At 72.2% G+C, this 23,228-nt stretch carries 12 protein-coding genes and 1 tRNA gene; 2 read left to right on the top strand and 11 right to left on the bottom strand.

The window, feature by feature from the left end; translation table 11 throughout:
- The first annotated feature begins 17 nt into the window (after positions 1 to 17).
- Positions 18 to 815, top strand: a complete 798-nt coding sequence (locus ACFXI4_RS30995; RefSeq protein WP_384997136.1) for a Clp protease N-terminal domain-containing protein — start codon at positions 18 to 20, stop codon at positions 813 to 815.
- A gap of 70 nt (positions 816 to 885) precedes the next feature.
- Entirely contained in the window at positions 886 to 2,574 is a 1,689-nt protein-coding gene (locus ACFXI4_RS30990; RefSeq protein WP_384997134.1) for a bifunctional 3'-5' exonuclease/DNA polymerase, read from the top strand.
- Here ACFXI4_RS30990 and ACFXI4_RS30985 read toward each other — a convergent pair whose 3' ends face one another.
- From ACFXI4_RS30985 to ACFXI4_RS30935, 11 genes are all read right to left on the bottom strand, one after another.
- Positions 2,575 to 5,700, bottom strand: coding sequence for a BTAD domain-containing putative transcriptional regulator (locus ACFXI4_RS30985; RefSeq protein WP_384997132.1), 3,126 nt, complete (start codon positions 5,698 to 5,700; stop codon positions 2,575 to 2,577).
- Between the two features lie 430 nt (positions 5,701 to 6,130).
- A complete protein-coding gene (locus ACFXI4_RS30980) occupies positions 6,131 to 7,024 on the bottom strand; it encodes a glycosyltransferase family 2 protein (protein WP_384997130.1) in 894 nt (297 codons plus the stop codon).
- Between the two features lie 421 nt (positions 7,025 to 7,445).
- A tRNA-Thr gene (locus ACFXI4_RS30975) sits at positions 7,446 to 7,519 on the bottom strand.
- 107 nt (positions 7,520 to 7,626) lie between these two features.
- Positions 7,627 to 9,228, bottom strand: coding sequence for an alpha/beta hydrolase (locus tag ACFXI4_RS30970; protein ID WP_384997128.1), 1,602 nt, complete (start codon positions 9,226 to 9,228; stop codon positions 7,627 to 7,629).
- A gap of 133 nt (positions 9,229 to 9,361) precedes the next feature.
- Complete coding sequence (locus ACFXI4_RS30965; protein WP_384997126.1) at positions 9,362 to 10,567, bottom strand: DNA polymerase III subunit delta'; 1,206 nt, start codon at positions 10,565 to 10,567, stop codon at positions 9,362 to 9,364.
- Between the two features lie 265 nt (positions 10,568 to 10,832).
- Positions 10,833 to 14,087: a dTMP kinase gene (tmk, locus tag ACFXI4_RS30960; RefSeq protein ID WP_384997124.1), complete on the bottom strand. Its 3,255-nt coding sequence runs from the start codon at positions 14,085 to 14,087 to the stop codon at positions 10,833 to 10,835.
- A 188-nt stretch (positions 14,088 to 14,275) separates the two neighbouring features.
- Positions 14,276 to 17,107, bottom strand: a complete 2,832-nt coding sequence (topA, locus tag ACFXI4_RS30955; RefSeq protein WP_384997122.1) for a type I DNA topoisomerase — start codon at positions 17,105 to 17,107, stop codon at positions 14,276 to 14,278.
- Positions 17,108 to 17,361: 254 nt separating this feature from the next.
- Positions 17,362 to 17,559, bottom strand: a complete 198-nt coding sequence (locus ACFXI4_RS30950; RefSeq protein ID WP_351747218.1) for a hypothetical protein — start codon at positions 17,557 to 17,559, stop codon at positions 17,362 to 17,364.
- 297 nt (positions 17,560 to 17,856) lie between these two features.
- Positions 17,857 to 19,386 (bottom strand): methyltransferase, encoded by a 1,530-nt coding sequence (locus ACFXI4_RS30945; RefSeq protein WP_384997120.1) that lies wholly within the window; start codon positions 19,384 to 19,386, stop codon positions 17,857 to 17,859.
- Between the two features lie 187 nt (positions 19,387 to 19,573).
- A complete protein-coding gene (locus ACFXI4_RS30940) occupies positions 19,574 to 20,176 on the bottom strand; it encodes a small secreted protein (RefSeq protein WP_362733060.1) in 603 nt (200 codons plus the stop codon).
- A gap of 330 nt (positions 20,177 to 20,506) precedes the next feature.
- A complete protein-coding gene (locus tag ACFXI4_RS30935) occupies positions 20,507 to 22,918 on the bottom strand; it encodes a sodium-translocating pyrophosphatase (protein WP_362723304.1) in 2,412 nt (803 codons plus the stop codon).
- Positions 22,919 to 23,228: the final 310 nt, after the last annotated feature.

The raw sequence follows: 23,228 nt of genomic DNA, 5'->3' as shown, positions 1-23,228 counted from the left end.
CAACCTACGGTTGACACATGGCGACCAACCCGAACATCACGGCATCCGTACGCCTCGACGACCTCATCGCGGCGATCAAGACGGTTCACCCCGAACCCCTCGACCAGCTCCAGGACGCGGTGATCGCCGCCGATCACCTGGGCGACGTGGCCGACCACCTGATCGGCCACTTCGTCGACCAGGCCCGGCGCTCGGGCGCGTCCTGGACGGAGATCGGCAAGAGCATGGGCGTGACCCGGCAGGCGGCCCAGAAGCGCTTCGTGCCCAAGGAGTCGGCCGACCTCGACCCCAGCCAGGGCTTCGGCCGCTACACCCCGCGGGCGAAGAACGTGGTCATGGCGGCCCACAACGAGGCGCTCGCGGCACGCAACCCCGAGGGCAGGCCCGAGCACCTGGTCCTCGGCCTCCTGGCCGAGCCGGACGGCATCGGGGCGAAGGCGATCCTGGCGCAGGGCGTCCTGCTGGACACCGTGCGCCAGACGGCGACGGCCGCCCTCCCGCCCGCCGCCGAGAACGTCCCGGACCTCATCCCCTACGGCCCGGAGGCCAAGAAGGCCCTCGAACTCACCTTCCGCGAGGCCCTGCGCCTCGGCCACAACTACATCGGCACCGAGCACCTGCTGCTGGCCCTCCTGGAGCACGAGAACGGCGAGGGCGTCCTCAGCGAACTGGGCATCACCAAGCCCGCGACCGAGGAGTACATGCACAAGGTGCTGGGACTGCTGCTGGAACAGAAGAACGCGGCGGCGCAGGCCGCGGGCGCGGCAGCGGAGGCGGAGGCGGCGGGCGAGCCGCGGAAGGGAGCGGCGGGCTGAGACGTCCACCGCCCAGAGATCGAACCCCCAGGTCAGCGCCATTGTCAGTGCCGGGTGCCAGACTCGCGGCATGACCGACCGGTGGGCTCTCGCTCCGGCCGAGGACGGTGGCGTGGATGTCGCCCCCCTCGGCCCGGACGGGCTGCCCGCCGGGCCGGTGCGGCGGGAGTCCGATCTCGCCGCGGCGGTCGGGGGCCGTCCGGAGGTCACACGCTGGGTGTGGCGGTCGACCGCCGAGGTCTACCCGCGTCTGCTCGCCACGGGGGTGCGAGTAGAGCGGTGCTACGACATCGAGGACGCCGAGACGCTCCTGCTGGGCCACGAGGGACGGTCCGGTGAGCCGCACTCGGCCGCCGCCGCCCTGGCCCGCCTCCGCGGCGGCCCCGTACCGCCCGATCCGCCCCAGCGCTCGGCCGAACCGGGCGCGCAGTCCCCGCTGTTCGAGCCACAGGGCACCGCCCGCCTGACGCTCGACGAACTCCTCGCGGTCTACGCCGAGCAGCAGCGGCGGCACGACCTGACCGAACACCCGGAACGGATGCGGCTGCTGACGGCCGCGGAGTCGGCGGGCATGCTGATCGCCGCCGAGATGAACCGCGCGGGCCTGCCCTGGAGCGCCGGGGTCCACCGCGAGGTGCTGCGTGAACTGCTCGGCGAGCGGTACGCGGGCGGCGGCGAGCCCCGTCGGCTCGCCGAACTGGCGGACGAGGTGTCGGCCGCGTTCGGCAGACGCGTCCGCCCGGATCTGCCCGCCGACGTGATCAAGGCCTTCGCCCAGTCCGGGATCAAGGTGAAGTCCACCCGCCGCTGGGAGATCTCCGCCATCGACCACCCGGCGGTGGAACCTCTCCTCGCCTACAAGAAGCTGTACCGGATCTGGGTGGCGCACGGCTGGACCTGGCTCCAGGACTGGGTGCGCGAGGGCCGGTTCCGGCCCGAGTTCCAGGCGGGCGGCACGGTCACCGGGCGCTGGGTGACCAATGGCGGGGGCGCCCTGCAGATCCCCAAGGTGATCCGGCGGGCGGCGGTCGCCGACCCCGGCTGGCGGCTGGTCGTCGCCGACGCCGACCAGATGGAGCCCCGGGTGCTCGCGGCGATCTCCCGCGACCCGGGGCTCATGGAGGTCGCGGGACGGGAGACCGACCTCTACCAGGCCGTCTCCGACCGCGCCTTCTCCGGTGACCGCGGGCAGGCCAAGCTCGCCGTCCTGGGCGCGGTCTACGGCCAGACCTCCGGCGACGGCCTGAAGAACCTGGCCGCGCTCAGACGTCGTTTCCCCAGGGCGGTGGCGTACGTCGACGAGGCGGCACGGGCCGGCGAGGAGGGCCGGCTGGTGCGGACCTGGCTGGGCCGGACCTGTCCGCCGGCGGCCGGGGCGGGGGACGGCGCGGAGGAGGCGGGCATGCCCCAGCAGGAGGCGGAGGGGCAGACGGCCGAGGGCTGGGTGCCGGGATACGCATCCACCAACTCCCGCGCCAGGGGCCGCTTCGCGCGTAACTTCGTCGTCCAGGGCAGCGCCGCCGACTGGGCTCTGCTGATGCTCGCGGCGCTGCGCCGGACCTGTGCGGACATGGCGGCCGAGCTGGTCTTCTTCCAGCACGACGAGGTGATCGTGCACTGTCCCGAGGAGGAGACCGAGGTGGTCGTGGCGGCGATCCGGGAGGCGGCCGACCTGGCGGGACGGCTGACGTTCGGCAGGACACCGGTCCGCTTCCCGTTCACGACCGCGGTGGTGGAGTGCTATGCCGACGCGAAGTGATCAGTCGCCGGCCGACAGCAGCTCGCGCAGTTCCACGAGGACGTCGGGCGCGTCGGTGCCGTCCAGGGCGGCCAGGGCCGCGCGCCAGGCGTCGTGCGCCTCGCTCGTACGGCCCTGCTCGCGCAGGAGCAGACCGAGTTGGTGGCGGGCGAGACCACCGCTGTAGCGGTCGGCGCGGGCGTCGGCACGGTGCAGGAGTTCGGCGCACTCGCGCTGGGCACGGTCCGTGTCGCCGGTGCCGCGCAGGGCACGGACCAGGCCGAGCCGGGTCTGCGACTCGCCGTGCCAGTCACCGTGCTGACCGAGGACGCGCAGGCTGTCCTCGAAGTGCGTGGCGGCGGCCGCGGGTTCGCCGAGGGTGAGATGGGCGTAGCCGATGTTGCAGCGCGCCGAGTGCTGCACGATGACGGCGCCGATGGCGTCCCCGATCGCCAGTGAGCGCCGGTGCTGCTCGATGGCGGCGCGGGGGTCGGTGTGCTCGTAGAGGTTGCCGAGGTGGCTGTGGGTGACGGCCTCGCCGTAGGGGTCGTTGAGCTGCCGGGAGTACTCCAGGCTCTGCCGCAGCGCCTCGCCCGACTCCTCGTACCGTCCGAGCCCCTCCAGGAGCAGACCCCGGTTGTTCAGGCTGCGCCGGATCCAGGACACCACGCCCAGCCGCCGCCAGATGGCGAGGGCCTGGTCGGTCAGCGCGAGGGCCTCCCGCTGGCGGCCGGTCAGGAAGTGCAGCCCGGCCAGGTCGCCCAGGGCATAGGCCTCGGCGGGCTCGTCGCCCAGGCGGCGGGCGGCGGCCAGGGCGGCCGTGCCGAGCACCTCCATCTCGGCGACCCGGCCGCTGCGCAGGACATAGGGAAAGAGCAGCCGGACCAGCGTGGAGAGGTAGGCGCTGATGCGCGGATCGGCGGTCTCGGCGTACCGCTCCACCAGGGCGACGATGTTCTCCAGCTCCAGATCACCCCAGGCGAAGGCGGTCTCGGCACACTCGAAGGGGGCCAGGGCGGCGGTGTAGGGCCGGTGTTCGGCGGGCTGGGCGACGGTGGGCCGGCGGCGGTCGCTCTGTTCGAGGCCGGGTTCCAGGATGGCGACGAGGGACAGCTCCGCGACGGCGGCGAACCAGCGCAGGACGGTGAGTGCGGCCTCGGTGCGGTCGGTCCCCTCGGCCAGTTCCCGGGCGAAGTCCCGTACCAGGTCGTGCGGGGTGTAGCGGCCGTAGGCGGTCTCCTCCAGGAGGGCCACCTCGACCAGCCGGTCCAGGGCGGCCTCGGCGCGTGGCGCGTCGAGGCCGGTGAGGCGGGCGACCAGCAGGGCGCCGTAGGTGGGCAGGTCGAGGGCGCCGACGTGGCGCAGGGCGAGGGCGGCGTCGCGGTCGGGTGCGCGCGCGGAGGCGGCGAGGGCGTCATGGGCGACGGCGAGGGAGCGCCGGACGCTCAGGTCGTCGTACTCGAGGTGGTGCAGCCTGCCCTCGGTGGCGGCGAGCTGACCGGCCAGTACCTCGGGGGTGAGGGCGCGGCGCGCGGCCAGCCGGGCGGCGACCACCCGCAGGGCGAGCGGCAGCCGGCCGGTGAGGCCGACCAGCGGATGACCGGCGTCGATCTCCGCCCGCCCGCTGACCGTGCGCAACAGGGCCGCGCTGTCCTCGCCGGTCAGCGGCCCGAGCGGAAAGCCGCGAGCGCCGTCGAGCGCGGTCAGCGGCGAACGGCTGGTGACGATCACCGCGCAACCGGGGCCGCCGGGGAGCAGTGGCCGCACCTGGGCGGCGTTCGCGGCGTCGTCGAACAACAGCAGGGTGCGGGTCGGCGCGAGCAGGGAACGCAGCAACGCGGCGGCCGCGTCCGGGTGATCGGGGATGTGCCGGGGGTCGGCGCCGAGGTCGCGCAGCAGCGCGGCGAGCGCCTGGGCGGGAGCCAGCGGCGGTACGCCCGGGGTGGCGCCGTGCAGGTTGACGTAGAGCTGACCGTCAGGGAAACGTTCCCGCAGATCATGGGCGACATGGAGCGCGAGGGCGCTCTTGCCGACACCGGCCATTCCGCTGACGACCGCGACGGCCGGGGCGGCCGCCGGGACGAGCGCACGGCGCAGTTCCTCACGGACGACGTCACGTCCGGTGAAGTACGCAGGGGCCGCGGGGAGTTGGGCCGGGCAGGGGGGCGCGGGCCCGACGCGCGCAGAACCGGGGCCGGCGGGCCGCTCCTCCTCGTCGTCCGGCGGGCACCCCGCCCCGGCATCGGCGTCGCCGCCGTCGTCCGCCGATCGCCGGTCACCCGACGCCTCGGTCACGGAGACACCCGAACCCGTCCGTCCGCCGCCCCCTGCCTGCGCACTTGGCGGACTCCCGTCGCTCGCACCCTGGTACGGCGCGCCCTCCCCCGCCCCGTCGCTCCCTCGCAGCACCCGCACATGGGCCTCGCGTACGGCCGTTCCCGGCTCGACGCCGAGTTCCTCGATCAGCCGGTTGCGGAGGTCGCGGTGGACGGCGAGGGCCTCGGCCTGACGGCCGGTGCGGTGCAGGGCGAGCATCAACTGACGGTGGTAGGCCTCACGGAGCGGGTACTCCGCGACCAGCGCCGTCAGCTCCGGGACGACACCGCCGAGCCGCGGGCCGCCGAGGGCGAGTTCCGCGTCGTAACGCCACTCCAGCAGGAGCAGCCGGGCCTCCTCCAGGCGCTGCACGAAGGCGTAGCCGCCGAAGCCGGCGGGGAGGCCGCAGAGCGGGCTGCCGCGCCAGAGCCCGAGCCCGTCGGCGCACACGCTCAGCACCGTCGCCCACTCCCGGCGCCCGTGTGCCGCGCGCGCCTGCGCCACCCGCGTGTCGAACACCTCGACGTCCAGCTCACCGCCGTCGACGCGCAGCAGGTAGCCGGGCGGTACCGCGCGCAGCCGCTCCGGGTCGTCGAGGAGCCGGCGCAGCCGGGTGACGTGGTTGTGCAGCGAGGCCTGTGCGGACACCGGGGGCGCCCCGCCCCACAGCGCGTCCTTGACCGAGCCGACGGAGACGATCCGCCCCGCCTCCAGGAGGAGCGTGGCGAGCAGCGCGCGCACCTTGGGGCTGCCGATCGGCCGCACCTCGCCGCCGGGCAGATACAGCACCGGAGCTCCCAGCAGTCCGAACCGCAGCTCGTACCGCCGCATCACCGCGCCCCTCGCCTTCCCTACGGTCGTGGCCGACCGCGCCGTACGGCGGGGATGCCCGCCGCTGCCTGGCGCCTGACCTGGCTTCTGGCGGAAAGCGATCCCGTCGTGGACGAGTTCCCGCCACCTTCTCCGTGCCGTCGGAGCCGGAATCCCGCAGGGTTTCCGGCTTGTGCCCGGAGGCGTACCACGGCTTCACGCCAACCGGTCGGCGACCTCCAGGAGAACCGCTGGCCATATGTTAGCGATCCGTTGGCGAGCCCTGATGTGATCTTTGTATCGGACCGGGCCCGACGGCGCGCGTGTACACCGCGCAACTCGGGGGAGTGTCGCCGCAGGCCTGGATCCGGGGACGCGAGAGGGTCCCGGTCGGCGGAGGTGAACGACCGGGCCCTCGTCGTGTTTCCGGTCTCCGGCGGAGCCACCGGACTCAGATGACGGGTGGGCGGCCGAGCCGGGTGAGCCGCCAGACCGTGCGCCAGCGCATCGGCCGCCGCTCGCCGGCAGGTTCACGCATCCCCTCCGCGAAGCCCGCGAACCAGGCCCGCAGCCCGCCCGGCGACCGGGTACGCAGGACGGTGATCAGCATCCACACGGCCAGATGCACCGGGATCAGCGGCAGGGGCAGCCGACGGCGGGTCAGCCAGACCCGGTTGCGGGCGGTCACCCGGAAGTAGACGGCATGCCGGGCCGGCGAGGTCCGGGGGTGCTGGAGGAGCAGCTCGGGCGCGTAGAGGATCTTCCAGCCGGCGTCGGCGGCCCGCCAGGCCAGGTCGGTCTCCTCGTGCGCGAAGAAGAACTCGGCGGGCCAGTCGCCGGTCTCCGTGAGCATGGCCATGCGCAGGGCGTGCCCGCCACCGAGGAAACCGGTGACGTACCCCCCGCGCATCGGGTCGGCGTTCCCGACGCGCGGCACGTGCCGCTGCTGGGTCGCGCCCTGCTCGTCCGCGATGCGGAAGCCGACGATGCCGAGGCGGGGGTCGGCGGCGAACAGATCCCGGACCTGCCGGAACACCTCGACGTCGACGAGCACCCCGTCGTCGTCCAGTTCGACGACGACGTCCACGTCACCGAACATCCGCAGCCGGGCGAGGGCGACGTTGCGGCCGCCGGGGCAGCCGAGGTTGTCCTCGACGTCGACGGTGGTGACCTCGCCGGGCAGGCCGAGGCGGTGCGCGAACTCGGGGAGCCGGCAGCCGTTGCCGACGATCACGATGCGGTCGGGGGCGAGGTCCTGCTTGGCGACGGACCTGAGCAGGGCGTCGACTTCGTCGGGCCGGTTCCCCATCGTCACCACGGCCACCGCGAGCCTCGGCTGCGCCATGCCCTCACCCCATCCAGCCGATTCCGGCACCCTCGCGTCGAACGGGCAACCCTCATTGTTCATAAAAAAGTTGTCCCGAGTACTCCGGCACTCCAGAAATGGCCGCGCCTTGCGGTGAATTTGAGGGTGACTTGATGTCACTTCCCACGCTGTCGGGCTCTCGCGCGCGACAGCGCCCGCCGCCCCTCCGGCACGAGCTCTGCAGCCCGAGGTGGCGGCTTCAGCGCCTCACCCGACGACGCGGCTGCGGGAACGCCCGAGTGTGCGGTGGGAAGGGCCGGCGGTTCGATCCGTGCCGGAACCGCGACCAGGGCCGGAACGGAGACCGCCGACAGCCGCGCGGCCCGTTCCCAGCGCCGTCGCCGCATCCACTGAACGAGAAAACCCAGCTCAGAGAGTGTCTGAGCTGGGTTTCCAGTAGAGCCGCCTTCGGGATTCGAACCCGAGACCTACGCATTACGAGTGCGTTGCTCTGGCCATCTGAGCTAAGGCGGCGCGTCGCCCGCACTATGGTGCGATCAGCGACGTCGGTAAGTCTACACAGTTTCCGAGGATGCTCAGGACACGCCCCGGGAGCGCGGCTCCCGGGACGCGTGCAGGGGCTATGAGCAGCGCTTTCCCTCCGCCGGCGGGGTGCCCTTGAGGAGGTAGGCGTCGATCGCCGAGTCGATGCAGGTGCTGCCCCGGCCGTACGCGGTGTGACCGTCGCCGACGTAGGTGAGGAGACGGGCCGAGGTGAGCTGGCGGGCCAGGGACTGGGCCCAGGGGTACGGCGTCGCCGGATCACGGGTGGTGCCGACCACGACGATCGGGGCGGCGCCCTCCGCCTTGATGCGATGCGGCTCCCCCGCGGCCCGCACCGGCCAGTACGTGCAGTTAAGCGAGGCCCACGCCAGGTTGGCCCCGAACACCGGCGACGCCTTCTCGAACTCGGGCAGCGTCTTGTCGACCTGCTCGGGTCCGTTGAAGGCGGGCGGCAGGTCCAGGCAGTTCACCGCCGCGTTGGCGAACATCAGGTTCGAGTACCGGCCGTCCGCGTCCCGCTCGTAGTAGCTGTCGGAGAGGGCGAGCAGGCCCGCGCCGTCGTTGTCCTTCATCGCCGCGTGCAGCGCGTCGCGCAGCCGCTCCCACTCCGCCTGGTCGTACATGGCCGCGATCACCCCGGTCGTGCCGAGGGACTCGGTGAGCTTGCGGCCGTCCGCGTCGCCGGTCGGGATCGGGTGTGCGTCGAGCTTCCGGAAGAACGTGCCGAGGTTGTCCGCGATCTCGGTGGGCGAGCTGCCCTTCGCGCCCAGCGGACAGTCCGTGCGTTTCGCGCAGTCCTTCGCGAACGACTGGAACGCCGTCTCGAACCCGGCCGTCTGCTCCAGGTTCATCTGGCGCGCGGACAGGGAGGGGTCGATCGCGCCGTCCAGGACCATCCGCCCGACCCGCTCGGGGAACAGCCCCGCGTAGGTCGCACCGAGGAAGGTGCCGTACGACGCCCCCACGTAGTTCAGCTTCGGGTCGCCGAGCACCGCACGCAGGATGTCCATGTCGCGTGCCGAGTCGGCGGTGGAGACATGGCGCAGCAGCTCCGCCGAGTGCCTCCCGCACTCCTCGGCGAACTTCTTGAACTGCCCGACCAGTTCGTCCGTCTCCCTCTGGTCGTCGGGTGTCACGTCGGTCTCGGTGAACCTGTCCATCTGCGGTCCGTCGAGACACTCGACGGGCTCGCTGCGGGCGACCCCGCGCGGGTCCATCGCGACCATGTCGTAACGCGCCCGCACCTCGGCGGGGTAGCCGATGCCGGCGTACTGCTGGAGGTAGTCCACCGCCGAGCCACCCGGGCCGCCCGGGTTGACCAGCAGCGACCCGAGCGGCTTGGTCTTGCCTGTGGCCTTCTTCCGGGCGACCGCCAGCCGGACGTCGCCCGCGCCGGGCTTCCCGTAGTCGAGCGGGGCCTTCATCGTCGCGCACTGGAAGCCGGGGACTCCGCAGCTGCGCCAGCTGAGCTTCTGGTCGTAGTACGGCGCCAGCGCGGACGGCGTCGACCGGGGCAGCGCGGCCAGCTCGGCGATGCCGGCCGACGCGGATGTCGACGCGCTGTCCGGGGCGGAGCACGCGGAGACGAGCAGGGCAGCGGCCGACAGCAGAGCCACCGAGGTCAGGGCGCCGGCGCGAGTCCGGGTCCGGATACGGCGGAGGGTTCGCCTGGTGTGCATCAATCGAGCGTAACGCTGAGAGATGATCTCCGTGCGGTGCGTGTTGACCATGGCTCGTACGGGTGACCCCGGTCAACCGGCGGCCCCACCTCCCCGGGGACCGTGCCGAGCCCGCTCACCCAGCTCGGCCCGCTCAGCCCGCTCTGAGCGCCATCGTCATCGCCTCCACCGCGAGCAGCGGCGCCACATTGCGGTCGAGGGCGTCCCGGCAGGCCGTGATCGCCTCGATCCGGCGGAGCGTGGCCTCGGGCGAGCCGGCGCGGGCCAGCCGCTGCAGGGCGTCCTCGGCGTCCCCGTTGGCGATCGCGACCCGCGAGCCCAGCTGGAGGGCGAGGACATCGCGGTAGAAGCCGATGAGGTCGGTGAGGGCGACGTCGAGGCTGTCCCGCTGGGTCCGGGTGCGACGGCGCTTCTGCATGTCCTCCAGGTCCTTCATCACGCCCGCCGTGCCACGCGGCAGCCGCCCGCCCTCGGCGGCGCCGAGCGCCGCCTTCAGCTCCTCGGTCTCCTTGCCGTCCGTCTCCTCGGCGAGCTGCTTGGCGTCCTCGGCCGCCGCGTCGACCAGCTCCTGGGCGGCCTTCAGGCACGCGCCGATCTCGTCCAGCCGCAGCGGCAGCTTCAGCACGGCGGCACGGCGCGCACGGGCGGCCGGGTCCGAGGCCAGCCGGCGGGCCCGGTCGACATGCCCCTGGGTGGCGCGGGCGGCCGCCGCGGCCACCTCGGGCTCGATGCCCTCGCGCCGTACGAGCATGTCGGCGACCGCCTGCACCGAGGGAGTGCTGAGGTTCAGGTGACGGCAGCGGGAGCGGATCGTGGGCAGCACGTCCTCGACGGACGGCGCGCACAGCAGCCAGACCGTGCGGGGCGCGGGCTCCTCGACGGCCTTGAGCACGGCGTTGGCCGACTTCTCGTTCAGCCGCTCGGCGTCCTCGACGAGGATGATCTGCCAGCGGCCGGTCGCCGGGGCCGTGTAGGACTTGCGGACCGTGTCACGCATGTCCCTGACCAGGATCTCGGAGCCGACGGCCGCGACCGAGGAGACGTCCGCGTGGGTGCCGATCAGGGCGGTGTGACAGCCGTCGCAGAAGCCGCAGCCGGGGGCTCCGCCTAGGGCGCGGTCGGGGCTCACGCACTGCAGGGCGGCGGCGAAGGATCGCGCCGCCTGGATCCGTCCGGCCCCCGGCGGGCCCGTGAACAGCCAGGCATGCGTCATCTTCGACGTCTCCGGCAGCGGCTGCTGAGCCGCGGCGGCGGTGACCAGGGCGTCGGCGTCCCGGGCGGCGGCGGTGAGCACCTCGCTCACCCGCTCCTGCCCGACGAGGTCGTCCCATACGGTCATGGGTCACGCCGCCCTTCCGTCCGTGCCACGTCGTGATTCTCTTTCCGGATCCGCAGGCCACCGGTTCCGTGGTGCGGACTCCATTGTGCGGGCGCCCACTGACAACGGGGCCGCGCCGGCGGGAGGCCCCAGGCCGGCGGAGGGTCCCTGCCGCCGTGCGGACGTCCGCCGCCGTGCGCACCTGCGCACGGCGGCGGGGGCGGCACCGGCCGGCATCCCGACCCGTACCGCCCCCGTACGAGCGCTTCCGGCCTCAGGGGCCGGGTCAGCCGCGCCGCCCACGGCCCCGGCGGCCCCGCTCGTCGTCGAACTCCTCTTCCTCGTACGACCCCAGCAGCTCGTCCGCCAGCGACGGCAGGTCGTCCAGCGGGGTCTCCTCGGCCCAGTCGGGCCGGGGGCGCTGCCGCCGGGCCGTACCGTCGCCGTCCACCTGCGGCAGCTCGCGCGTACGGCCTTCGGATCCGTCGGGGTTGCCGTCCGGACCGCCCTCCCGCTCGTCCCGGAAGAAACCGGGCGGCATCCGGTCCGCCGGGGCGTCCGTGGGAGCGGTGGCGTCGTCGCGCACCGAAGGCAGCACGGCCGTCTCATCGGCGGCGCCGGGCACCACGGGCGGCAGGACCGCCGTCTCGTCCGCTGCCCCCGGTACCACCGGAGGCAGCACGGCCGTTTCGTCGGACGGCCCCGCAGGCGGCTGCGGCAGCTGCGCCGTCACCTCGGACTCGGACTCCCGGGCCGCGGGCTCGCGGTCCGCGCGCACCGGGCGCAGTACCGCCGTCTCGTCCGCCGCGCGCTGCGGCGCCGCGGGCGGTTCGTCGTCGGGGCGCACCACCGGCGTCGGCATGGTCGTCGCCTCCGGTGTGACACCGGGCGCGGTCGGCCGGGGGGCGGCCGACTCCCGGGCGGCCACGTCGGCCGCGGCCGCCGCCTCCGCCGCCGCACGCCGCGCCTGCTCGGCCTTGAGCAGGGCTTCCTCGGCCTTACGCTGCTTCTCCAGGCGCCGTTCCTCGGCCTCGGCGTGCAGCCGGGCCTCCTCCTCGGCCTGCTGGCGGCGCCGCTCCTCCTCGGCCCTGCGGCGGGCCTCGGCCTCCGCTCGGGCCTGCTCCTCGGCGAGCAGCCGGGCCTGCTCCTCCTCGGCACGCCGGCGGGCCTCCTCGGCACGCAGCCGGGCCTCCTCCGCCTGCCGTTCGGCCTCGCGGCGCTGCGCCTCCTCCAGCTCGCGGCGCTTGCGCTCCTCCTCCTCGGCGCGGAGCTTGGCGAGCTGCTCCTGGCGCTCCCGCTCCTGACGCTCCTCCTCGGCCTTGCGCGCGGCCTCTTCCTCGGCCTTGCGGCGGGCCTCCTCCTCGGCGGCCTTGCGCGCCTCCTCGGCGGCCTTGACCTCGGCCTCGGACAGCGGCAGCACGGTGTCGAGCCGCGCCCGGATGACGGTGGTCACCGACTCGGGCTCCTGGCCGGCGTCGACGACCAGGTAGCGGCCGGGGTCGGCGGCGGCCAGCGTCAGGAACCCGGCCCGCACGCGCGCGTGGAACTCGGCGGGCTCCGACTCCAGCCGGTCGGGGGCCTCGGTGAACCGCTCGCGGGCGGCCTCCGGCTCCACGTCCAGCAGGACCGTCAGATGCGGGACCAGTCCGGCGGTGGCCCAGCGGTTGATGCGGGCGACCTCGGTCGGGGACAGGTCCCGGCCGGCGCCCTGGTAGGCGACGGAGGAGTCGATGTAGCGGTCGGAGATGACGACCGCGCCGCGCTCCAGGGCGGGCCGGACGACGGTGTCGACGTGCTCCGCGCGGTCGGCGGCGTACAGCAGCGCCTCCGCGCGGTGCGACAGTCCGGCCGAGGAGACGTCGAGCAGGATCGAGCGCAGCCGCTTGCCGACCGGGGTGGCACCGGGCTCGCGGGTGAGGACCACCTCGTGGCCCTTGGCGCGGATCCACTCGGCGAGGGCCTCGGCCTGGGTGGACTTCCCGGCGCCGTCGCCGCCCTCCAGGGCGATGAAGAAGCCGTTGGCCGTGGGCTCCTGCACCGGGTCGTCGCCGCCGAGCAGCGCGTCCCGCAGATCGTGCCGGAGCGGCACGCCCGCGCGGTCGTCGACCTTGGCCAGCACCAGCGCGGCCACCGGCAGCAGCAGCGCGCCGACCAGCATCAGGGTGAACGCGGCGCCGCCGTGCGCGAACACGAACTTGCCGTTCTCCAGGCGGTGCGGCCCGATCAGGGCGGCCACCAGGGGGGCGATCAGCGCGCCGAGCGCTATGGCGACCCGGACCACCGCGTGCAGGTGCTCGGTGGTCCGCGGCTTGCGGTAGTCCTCGGTCTCCTGGTCGAGCAGGGTGTGCCCGGTGTTGGCGGCCACACCCGCGCCGACACCGGCCAGCGCGACGATCAGCAGCACGGTGGTGACGTCCGGGACCAGACCGCCGGCCAGCAGCGCGACACCGGTGAAGGCGATCGCCAGCGACAGCAGCCGGCGCCGGGAGAGCGTCGGCAGCAGCGCGGGCGCGGTGCGGATGCCGACGGCCACCCCGCCGGTCAGCGCGAGCACCAGCAGGCCGTACAGCACCGGGCCGCCGCCCAGGTCCTTGGCGTGCAGCACGGAGACGGCGACCGCGGCGGAGATGGCGCCGGCGACCGCGGCGCAGGCCGTCACCAGCAACGGGATGGCGCCGGTACGGCCCCTGTCGGTGCCGGTGCCGGCCCTGGGGCGGCGCAGGCCCTCCAGCGGTGACCGCGCGCGCGGGGTGCGCGCGCCGGGCACCTCCAGGTAGACCAGCACCGAGAGGGAGGCGGCGAACAGGCCCGCCGCCACGTACGACCCGAGGGCCGCCTGGTGCTGGGCGAACCACTCGATGCCGGTGCCCAGCAGGTTGTTGACCAGGGAGGCGACGACCAGCGCCGCGGCCGCGAGCGGGACGGCGAGGAACGTCGTCCGCAGCGACAGGCGGCGCAGCGCGTCCAGGTGGTCCGGCAGCGGCCGTACCGTGGCGCCCTCCGGGGGCGGGGCCGGCAGCAGCGCGGGGGCCGCGCTCTCCCGGCAGACCGTCCAGAAACGCTCGGCGACGGCGGTGACGAAGGCGGTGACCAGAAGCACCGCCGGGGCGTTCTCCGGCGTCCAGTCGATCCACAGGGGGGCGACGATCAGCAGGATCGCGCGCAGGCCGTCGGCTCCGACCATGGTCCAGCGGCGGTCCAGCGGGCCGTCCTGGGCGGTCAGCGTGGTCAGCGGGCCCAGCAGGACCGCGCCGAAGAGCAGGGTGCCCAGAATGCGCACGCCGAAGACGACCGCCACCGCGAACGCCACACCGCGGTAGCCCCCGCCGAACGAACCCTGCACGATCGCCGCTTGAAGCGTGAGCACGACAAGCACGAGGAGGGCCAGCGTGTCGCCGACACCACTGACGAGCTGCGCGCTCCACAACCGCCTCAGCTCGGGTCGGCGCAGCAGCGAGCGGACGGCGCGTTCGCGGGAATCCGCTACCAGTGCGTCGTCCGGTTCTGTCCGGGGGGCCGTTGGCTGCTCGGCTGGCGTCATGCTTTCAGCCTATCGGCAGCCGCCGACAGCCAGCCGCGCCGTCCACAGGTACACACACCCCGACACCAAGTTGATGCCGGGGCGTGCGCGTTGCGAAGACACCGTGAACCGGTGTGACCGATATGAACCGGATTCGCCGACAGGAATCGGTATGCCCGGTGTGACCGGTACAACGTTCTGAGGGTGGCTCAGTCCTCCGCGGCCGCCTTGGCAGCCGCCGCCTTCTTGGCGGTCGTCTTCTTCGCGGCCGTCGTCGTCTTGGCAGCGGTCTTCTTGGCGGCCGTCTTCTTGGCGGGCGCGGCCTTCTTGGCGGCAGCCGTCTTCTTGGCGGGCGCCTTCTTCGCCGTCTTCTTGGCGGGCGTCTTGGCCCGCTTCTCGGCGAGCAGTTCGAAGCCGCGCTCCGGGGTGATCTCCTCGACGCTGTCGCCGGAGCGCAGGGTCGCGTTGGTCTCCCCGTCGGTGACGTACGGACCGAAACGGCCGTCCTTCACCACGACGGGCTTCTCGCTGACCGGGTCCGTGCCCAGCTCCTTCAGCGGCGGCTTGGCGGCGGCCCGGCCCCGCTGCTTGGGCTGGGCGTAGATCGCCAGCGCCTCTTCGAGGGTGATCGTGAAGAGCTGGTCCTCGGAGGTGAGCGAACGCGAGTCCGTGCCCTTCTTCAGGTACGGCCCGTAGCGCCCGTTCTGCGCGGTGATCTCCTGGCCCTCGGCGTCGGCGCCGACGACCCGCGGCAGCGACATCAGCTGGAGCGCGTCCGCCAGGGTGACCGTGTCCAGGGCCATGGACTTGAAGAGTGATGCCGTGCGCGGCTTGACCGCGTTCTTGCCGGTCTTCGGGGTGCCCTCGGGGAGCACCTCGGTGACGTACGGGCCGTAGCGGCCGTCACGGGCGATGATCTGGTGGCCCGTCTGCGGGTCCACGCCCAGCTCGAAGTCACCGCTCGGCTTGGCGAGCAGTTCCTCCGCCAGCTCGACGGAGAGCTCGTCGGGTGCCAGGTCCTCCGGCACGTCCGCGCGCTGGTGGCCCTCGGAGTCCTTCTCGCCGCGCTCGATGTACGGGCCGTAGCGCCCGACCCGCAGCACGATGCCGCTGCCCACCGGGAACGAGGACACCTCACGGGCGTCGATCGCGCCCAGGTCGGTCACCAGTTCCTTGAGGCCGCCGAGGTGGTCCCCGTCGCCGTTGCCGGCGTCGGCCGCGCCGCCCGTGGCGGTGTCCTCACCGCCCTCTCCGAAGTAGAAGCGCTTCAGCCACGGCACCGCCTGGGCCTGTCCGGCGGCGATGCGGTCGAGGTCGTCCTCCATCCTCGCGGTGAAGTCGTAGTCGACCAGCCGGCCGAAGTGCTTCTCCAGCAGGTTGACCACGGCGAAGGAGAGGAAGGACGGCACGAGGGCCGTGCCCTTCTTGAAGACGTAGCCGCGGTCGAGGATCGTGCCGATGATCGACGCGTACGTCGACGGGCGACCGATCTCGCGCTCTTCCAGCTCCTTGACCAGCGAGGCCTCGGTGTAGCGGGCCGGGGGCTTGGTGGAGTGCCCGTCGACCGTGATCTCCTCGGCGGAGAGCGCGTCGCCCTCGCCGACCTGGGGCAGCCGGCGCTCGCGGTCGTCCAGCTCCGCGTTCGGGTCGTCGGCGCCCTCGACGTAGGCCTTGAGGAAGCCGTGGAAGGTGATCGTCTTGCCGGAGGCGCTGAACTCCGCGTCCCGGCCGTCGGCGGCGGTGCCCGCGATCTTCACGGTGACGCTGTTGCCGGTCGCGTCCTTCATCTGGGAGGCGACGGTCCGCTTCCAGATCAGCTCGTAGAGCTTGAACTGGTCGCCGGTCAGTCCGGTCTCCGCCGGGGTGCGGAAACGATCACCCGAGGGGCGGATCGCCTCGTGCGCCTCCTGGGCGTTCTTGACCTTCCCGGTGTACACGCGGGGGGAGGAGGGCAGGTAGTCGGCGCCGTACAGCTGCGTGACCTGGGCCCGCGCGGCGGCGACGGCCGTGTCGCTCAGCGTCGTGGAGTCGGTACGCATGTAGGTGATGTAGCCGTTCTCGTACAGCTTCTGCGCGACCTGCATGGTGGCCTTGGCGCCGAAGCCGAGCTTGCGGCTGGCCTCCTGCTGGAGGGTCGTCGTACGGAACGGGGCGTACGGCGAGCGGCGGTACGGCTTGGACTCGACCGAGCGGACCGAGAACCGGGTGTTCTCCAGGGCGGCGGCGAGGGCGCGGGCGTTCGCCTCGTCGAGGTGGAGGGTGTTCGCGGTCTTGAGCTGCCCGAGCGAGTCGAAGTCACGGCCCTGGGCGACGCGCCTGCCGTCGACGGCCTGCAGTCGGGCGACGAGCGTCGACGGGTCCGACGGGTCGCCGGCACGGCCGGTCGCGAAGGTGCCGGTCAGGTCCCAGTAGTCGGCGGAACGGAACGCGATGCGGTCGCGTTCCCGCTCCACCACGAGCCGGGTCGCCACGGACTGGACACGGCCGGCCGACAGGCGCGGCATGACCTTCTTCCACAGGACCGGCGAGACCTCGTAGCCGTAGAGGCGGTCGAGGATGCGGCGGGTCTCCTGGGCGTCGACCATGCGCTGGTTCAGGTCGCGCGGGTTGGCGACGGCCTCGCGGATCGCGTCCTTGGTGATCTCGTGGAAGACCATCCGCTTGACCGGGACCTTGGGCTTGAGGACCTCCAGGAGGTGCCAGGCGATGGCCTCCCCCTCGCGGTCCTCATCGGTGGCGAGGAAGAGTTCGTCGGAGTCCTTCAGCAGGTCCTTGAGCTTCTTGACCTGCGCCCTCTTGTCTGCGTTGACGACATAGATCGGCTCGAAGTCGTGCTCGACGTCCACGCCGAGGCGGCGGACCTCACCGGTGTACTTCTCGGGCACCTCCGCGGCGCCGTTGGGAAGGTCACGGATGTGCCCGACGCTCGCTTCGACGACGTATCCGGGGCCCAGATAGCCCTTGATCGTCTTCGCCTTGGCAGGCGACTCGACGATGACGAGTCGGCGGCCGCCCTGTGCGGTCTCGCTGGTCGGGGACAACTTCGCTCTTCTCTCCGGTCGACGCTGGGCCTCCCCAGGCCTTGCTCCCGGGGCCGTGGCACGGGCACGGACGCCCGCTCACTTGGTGACGCTGCGGAGTGTGACGGTACATCCCGCCCCCGTGTCAAACGGGAAAAGCCCACAACGGCCACTCGAACGGTAACCCGACTACCGCCATTCCTGCCGCCCGGAGTCCCCGGCCACTCGCCCGGCCCTGTCCGGAGCGTGATGCTCCGATCACCGGAACGTGGCGCTCAGAGGCGGGTCAGGCAGTACGCGCCGAGGCCCAGCGCGATCACCGCGGCAAGGCTTGCGAGGGTGGCCGATGCGACCTGACTCACACCCTGGGCGACGGGTTCACCACGCCGGACCCGGATGCCGGTCCACACCAGCAGTGCGCCTCCGAACAGGGCGAACACCGCCCCCGCGAAGATCGCCGGTCCGCTCTCCATGACCCGCGCGCCCCTTCCCTGCCGTCCGTGACTGCCCAGCGCGGGGAGACTGGCACGGACGGACGGCGGGCGGGAGGCCGACGGGCGAAATCGCGGTGAACGAGGCACCCTCAGTCTTTCGAACATGCGATCGAGTGACTACGGGGTGAACATTCTGGCCACATTTTTCCGGCCTTTTTCCTTTCCCGGCGTGTCCGTGGGGCCGGGACGCCCGTCGACAGGCCGGGAGGACCTTCGGCAGAACGGGAGGACCGCCGGCCCACCGGCCCACCGGCCCCCGTCAGCCCGCCGGCCCCGTCACCCCGCCGGCTCCAGGAACCCCTGCTCCACCAGCAGCCGGATCTGTGCGGGCGTACGGTCGCGCAGCAGCACCGGATCCTCGCCCATCAGCTGGGCGATGGCGTCGAGGATCCGCCCCGCGCTCAACGAGCCGTCGCACACCCCGGCGAACCCGGCACCCACGGTGTCCACCTTGGTCGCGCGCCGCATCCCGCGGTGCTGGCGCAGCACCACATGCTCCGGGTCCTCGGCGCCGGGAAGCCCTACCTGCTCCTGAACCACCTCGACGGCGAGCCGGAAGTGACCTTCGAGCAGATCCGCGTCGTCGTGCCCACGGAGATAGTCGAGACGGTCGAAGTGCGCGCGGATCGTCTCACCGAGCGGCTGTTCGACCGGATGCGGCCACTCCTCCACCGTGACCGACGGCACGGCGGCCGCCGTCCTCCGCAGCGTGATCCAGCCGAATCCCACACCCTTGACCTTGCGCGCCTCGAACTCGTCGAGCCACGCGTCGTACCGCGCCTGGTACTCCGCCGCGTCCCCGCGGTGGTCGCCGGAGTCCCGGAGCCACAACTCGGCGTACTGGTTGACGTCCTGCACCTCGCGCTGCACGATCCACGCGTCGCACCCGCGCGGCACCCATGACCTGACCCTGTCCTGCCAGTCCTCCCCCGCGACGTGCTGCCAGTTGGCGAGGAACTGCGCGAACCCGCCCTCGGTCAGCCGCTCCCCGGCCTGTTGAACGAGCGAGCGGCACAGATCGTCCCCGCTCATCCCGCCGTCCCGGTACGTCAGCCGGGCACCCGGCGAGATCACGAAAGGCGGGTTGGACACGATGAGGTCGTACGCCTCCCCGTCCTTGACCGGCTCGAACAGCGAGCCCTCGCGCAGGTCGGCCGCCGGGGCCCCGGACAGTGCCAGCGTGAGCGCCGTGATGTGCAGCGCGCGCGGGTTGAGGTCGGTCGCCGTCACGTGCGTGGCGTGCTGGGCGGCGTGCAGCGCCTGGATGCCGGAGCCGGTGCCGAGGTCGAGGGCGGCGGAGACGGGGGTACGGACAGTGATGCCGGCCAGCGTCGTGGACGCGCCGCCGACCCCCAGGACGACGCCCTCGTGGCGCTGCCCGATGCCGCCGGCACCGCCTACCGCGCAGCCGAGGTCGGAGACGATGAACCAGTCCTCGCCGTCGGGCCCGCCGTACGGCCGGACGTCGACGGTGGCCGTGACCTCGTCGCCGCCCGCGCGGGTCAGCCAGCCGCCCTCCAGGAGGGCGTCCACGGGCAGCACGTCCGCCACGCGCGCGTGCGGTACGGGCTGCTGGAGCAGGAACAGCCGGACGAGCGTCTCCAGTGGCGTGTCCCCGCGGGTGGCCCGGAGCGCGGGCACCGTCTCGCTGCGGGCCAGCGCCGCGTAGGCGGGCGCGCCCAGCAGCTCCAGGAGCCCGTCGGCGGTGAAGGAGGCGCCCAGCAGGGCGGTGCGCAGCCTGGCGGCGACGTCGGGTCGGTCGGAGGCGGGAAGAGTGGCGAGGCCGGAGTCAGTCACGCCCTCCATTGTGGCCCGCGCCACCGCTCGGAGACCGCCTCAGCTCGCGGCGGCCGAGGCCCGGCGGGCGGCCACCGTCCATCGGCTCCCGGCACCGTGCGGGCGCGCCCCGCACGCCCGGACACCACCCGGCTCCCGGCACGCCACGCGTCCCGAGGCGGTCGCCGTCGCCTCGGGTGGACCTGAGCCCGGGGGGTCAGCTCGCGGTCGACGAGGCCGACGCGGAAGCCGTCACGGAGACCTTCTTGCAGCTGGCCTGCTCGGCGATCGCGTTCTTGACCTCGCCCTGCTCCAGGGCCTCCAGGGCCGCGGTGCCGCTCTTGTTCTGCGTCTCCAGGTCCGCCATCTGGGAGGCGACGTCGTGCAGGCCGGTGGCGAACTTCGCCTGGCTCTTGGTGTCGAGCGCGTCGACCTTCTTCTTCAGGTCGGCGTAGGACGCGGACAGGCTGTTGAGGTTCTTGACGACGTCCTGCTGGCGCTTGGCACCGTCGTCGATCCCAGGGGGCGCACCGGCGCTGCCGATGGCCGAGGCGAGCGCCTTGTAGCCGTCGGACATGTCCTGGAAGGCCTGGGAGTCGGTCTTCTGGATGGTCGCGGGCGAACTCGTGGTGTCCGAGGCCGTCTGCGCGATGGCCGCGTTGGCCGCCTTGATCTTCGCGTCCTGCGCCGGCACCGCGTCACACACGGTCTTGGCCCAGGCGATCAGCTTGGGATCGGTCCCCTTGTTGCTGCTGCACCCGGACAGTGCCACTACCAGTACCGCACCGCCGGACAGTGCGGCCGCGAGCTTCTTGTTCACCGGATAGGTCCCTTCAATGGCTCTCGGCCCCCGGAATCTACACGGCACCCGGACAGCACCCTCATGAAGACTGTCCATTAATTACACTTTTGGACGGTTTCACACCGTGAGAGAGAAGGCTCACGACGAGACGAGGCACACACCCCGAGCCGGAGGGCGCATCCGCACCCGGCCGCGCGCGGGAACCGTGACCGCCCCACCCGGCCGCGCACGGCAACCCGTGACCGCCCCTCGCGCGCGAAACGGGCGGACGGCGCGTCAGCACGCGCCGTCCGCCCGCTCGTTGGCCCGGCTCCCGCGCGGGATTCCGGGTGGCCGTCGTAAGGCCGCCTACGAAACCACCGCTGGGTCGGCGGACTTGGCCACGTGTTCCGCGCCGTCCTCGTCGTCGTCGCCGACGGCGATGCCGCGCCGCTTGGAGATGTACACCGCGCCGACGATCACGACCAGGGCGAGGACCGAGATCAGGATCCGGATGCCGATGCTCTTGTCATGACCGTACGAGAACTTGATCACCGCCGGTGCGATGAGCAGCGAGACCAGGTTCATGACCTTGAGCAGCGGGTTGATCGCAGGTCCCGCGGTGTCCTTGAAGGGGTCGCCGACCGTGTCGCCGATCACCGTGGCGGCGTGGGCGTCACTGCCCTTGCCGCCGTAATGGCCGTCCTCGACGAGTTTCTTGGCGTTGTCCCAGGCGCCTCCGGAGTTGGCCAGGAACACGGCCATCAGGGTGCCCGCGCCGATCGCACCGGCGAGGTAGGAGCCGAGGGCCCCGACGCCGAGCGTGAACCCGACGAAGATGGGCGCCATCACGGCGAGCAGTCCCGGCGTGGCCAGCTCCCGCAGGGCGTCCTTGGTGCAGATGTCGACGACCTTGCCGTACTCGGGCGTCTCCGTGTAGTCCATGATCCCGGGGTGCTCGCGGAACTGCCGCCGCACCTCGTAGACCACCGAACCCGCCGACCTCGACACCGCGTTGATGGCAAGCCCGGAGAAGAGGAAGACGACCGCCGCGCCGGCGATGAGGCCGACGAGGTTGTTGGGCTGCGAGATGTCCATCGACAGGGTCAACGGCGCGCCCGTGCCGGTCAGTTTCGCTCCCACGTCCCGCACGTTCGTGGTGATCGCGTCCCGGTACGACCCGAAGAGCGCCGACGCCGCCAGCACGGCGGTGGCGATGGCGATGCCCTTGGTGATCGCCTTGGTGGTGTTGCCGACGGCGTCCAGGTTGGTGAGCACCTGCGCGCCCGCGCCCTCGACGTCGCCGGACATCTCGGCGATGCCCTGGGCGTTGTCGGAGACCGGCCCGAAGGTGTCCATGGCGACGATCACACCGACCGTGGTGAGCAGGCCGGTGCCGGCCAGCGCCACCGCGAACAGCGCCAGCATGATCGACGTGCCACCGAGCAGGAACGCCCCGTAGACGCCGAGGCCGATCAAAAGTGCGGTGTAGACGGCCGATTCGAGACCGACCGAGATCCCCGCGAGGACCACGGTGGCCGGGCCGGTCAGCGAGGACTTGCCGATGTCCATGACCGGACGCCGGTTGGTCTCGGTGAAGTAGCCGGTCAGCTGCTGGATGACGGCCGCCAGCAGGATGCCGATGGCGACCGCGACCAGCGCGAGGATCCGCGGATCGCCGTCCTTGGCCTTGATGGCGGCGTCGGAGATGCCGTCGAGGTCGGCGTACGTGCCCGGCAGGTACACGAAGACCGCGACCGCGACCAGCGCGAGCGAGATCACCGCGGAGATGAAGAAGCCGCGGTTGATGGCGCTCATGCCGCTGCGGTCGCTGCGGCGCGGGGCGACCGCGAAGATGCCGATCATGGCGGTGAGCACACCGATGGCCGGCACCAGGAGCGGGAAGGCGAGACCCGCGTCCCCGAAGGCCGCCTTGCCGAGGATCAGCGCGGCGACCAGGGTCACCGCGTAGGACTCGAAGAGGTCGGCCGCCATGCCCGCGCAGTCGCCGACGTTGTCGCCCACATTGTCGGCGATGGTCGCGGCATTGCGCGGGTCGTCCTCCGGAATGCCCTGTTCGACCTTGCCGACCAGGTCGGCGCCGACGTCGGCGGCCTTGGTGAAGATGCCGCCGCCGACACGCATGAACATGGCGATCAGCGCGGCGCCCAGGCCGAAACCTTCGAGCACCTTCGGCGCGTCGGCCGCGTACACCAGCACCACACAGGAGGCGCCGAGCAGGCCGAGCCCCACCGTGAACATGCCGACCACGCCGCCCGTGCGGAAAGCGATCTTCATGGCTTTGTGCGAGACGGCGGTGAGATCCTTTTCCGGTTCGCCTTCCGCCGGGGTGGCTTCCCGGGCGGCCGCGGCGACGCGGACATTGCTGCGTACGGCGAGCCACATGCCGATATAGCCGGTGGCCGCCGAGAAGGCCGCGCCGATCAGGAAGAAGATCGATCGGCCGGCGCGTTGGTTCCAGTCGTCCGCGGGCAGCAGCAGAAGCAGGAAGAACACCACGACAGCGAATACGCCGAGGGTGCGCAGCTGCCGGGCCAGATAGGCGTTCGCGCCTTCCTGGACCGCCGCCGCGATCTTCTTCATGCTGTCGGTGCCTTCGCCGGCCGCGAGCACCTGGCGCACCAGGATCCAGGCGACCACGAGCGCGGCCAGCGCCACGACGGCGATCACCGCTACCAGGACCCGGTTGTCGTCGGTCAGGACCGCGGCCGCGAGGGTTGTTGGGTGACCGAACTGATGAGGGGTAGGAAGCCCCGCCATTCGTCCTCCTTGACGCTTGGGCTGAGCTCAAGATGTGGACGGATTCTAGGTACCCGCGAGTGATCTAAACAGGGGACGGTAAGCGGAATTGACCTTCTCGTGCTCTTCAGCAAATGATCGAGGTCACGGCGGCGAACCCGAAAGTGGTAACGCCCTAAAAGCATTGACGATCACCACTGGCCTATTCGGCGCTTGATCAAATTATCGGGCGATCCGCCGGCGCATTGATCGTGAATTCTTTCACGAATTCGGCGACCGGATGACATTGGCCGGAAAATAACAAGAAGGGCCCTGCTGAGCAGGGCCCTTC

It is taken from the genome of Streptomyces sp. NPDC059224 (assembly GCF_042754285.1).
Classification (GTDB): Bacteria; Actinomycetota; Actinomycetes; order Streptomycetales; family Streptomycetaceae; genus Streptomyces.
Note: the sequence above shows the minus strand (reverse complement) of the source record. Positions and strands in the feature narration are given on the sequence as shown.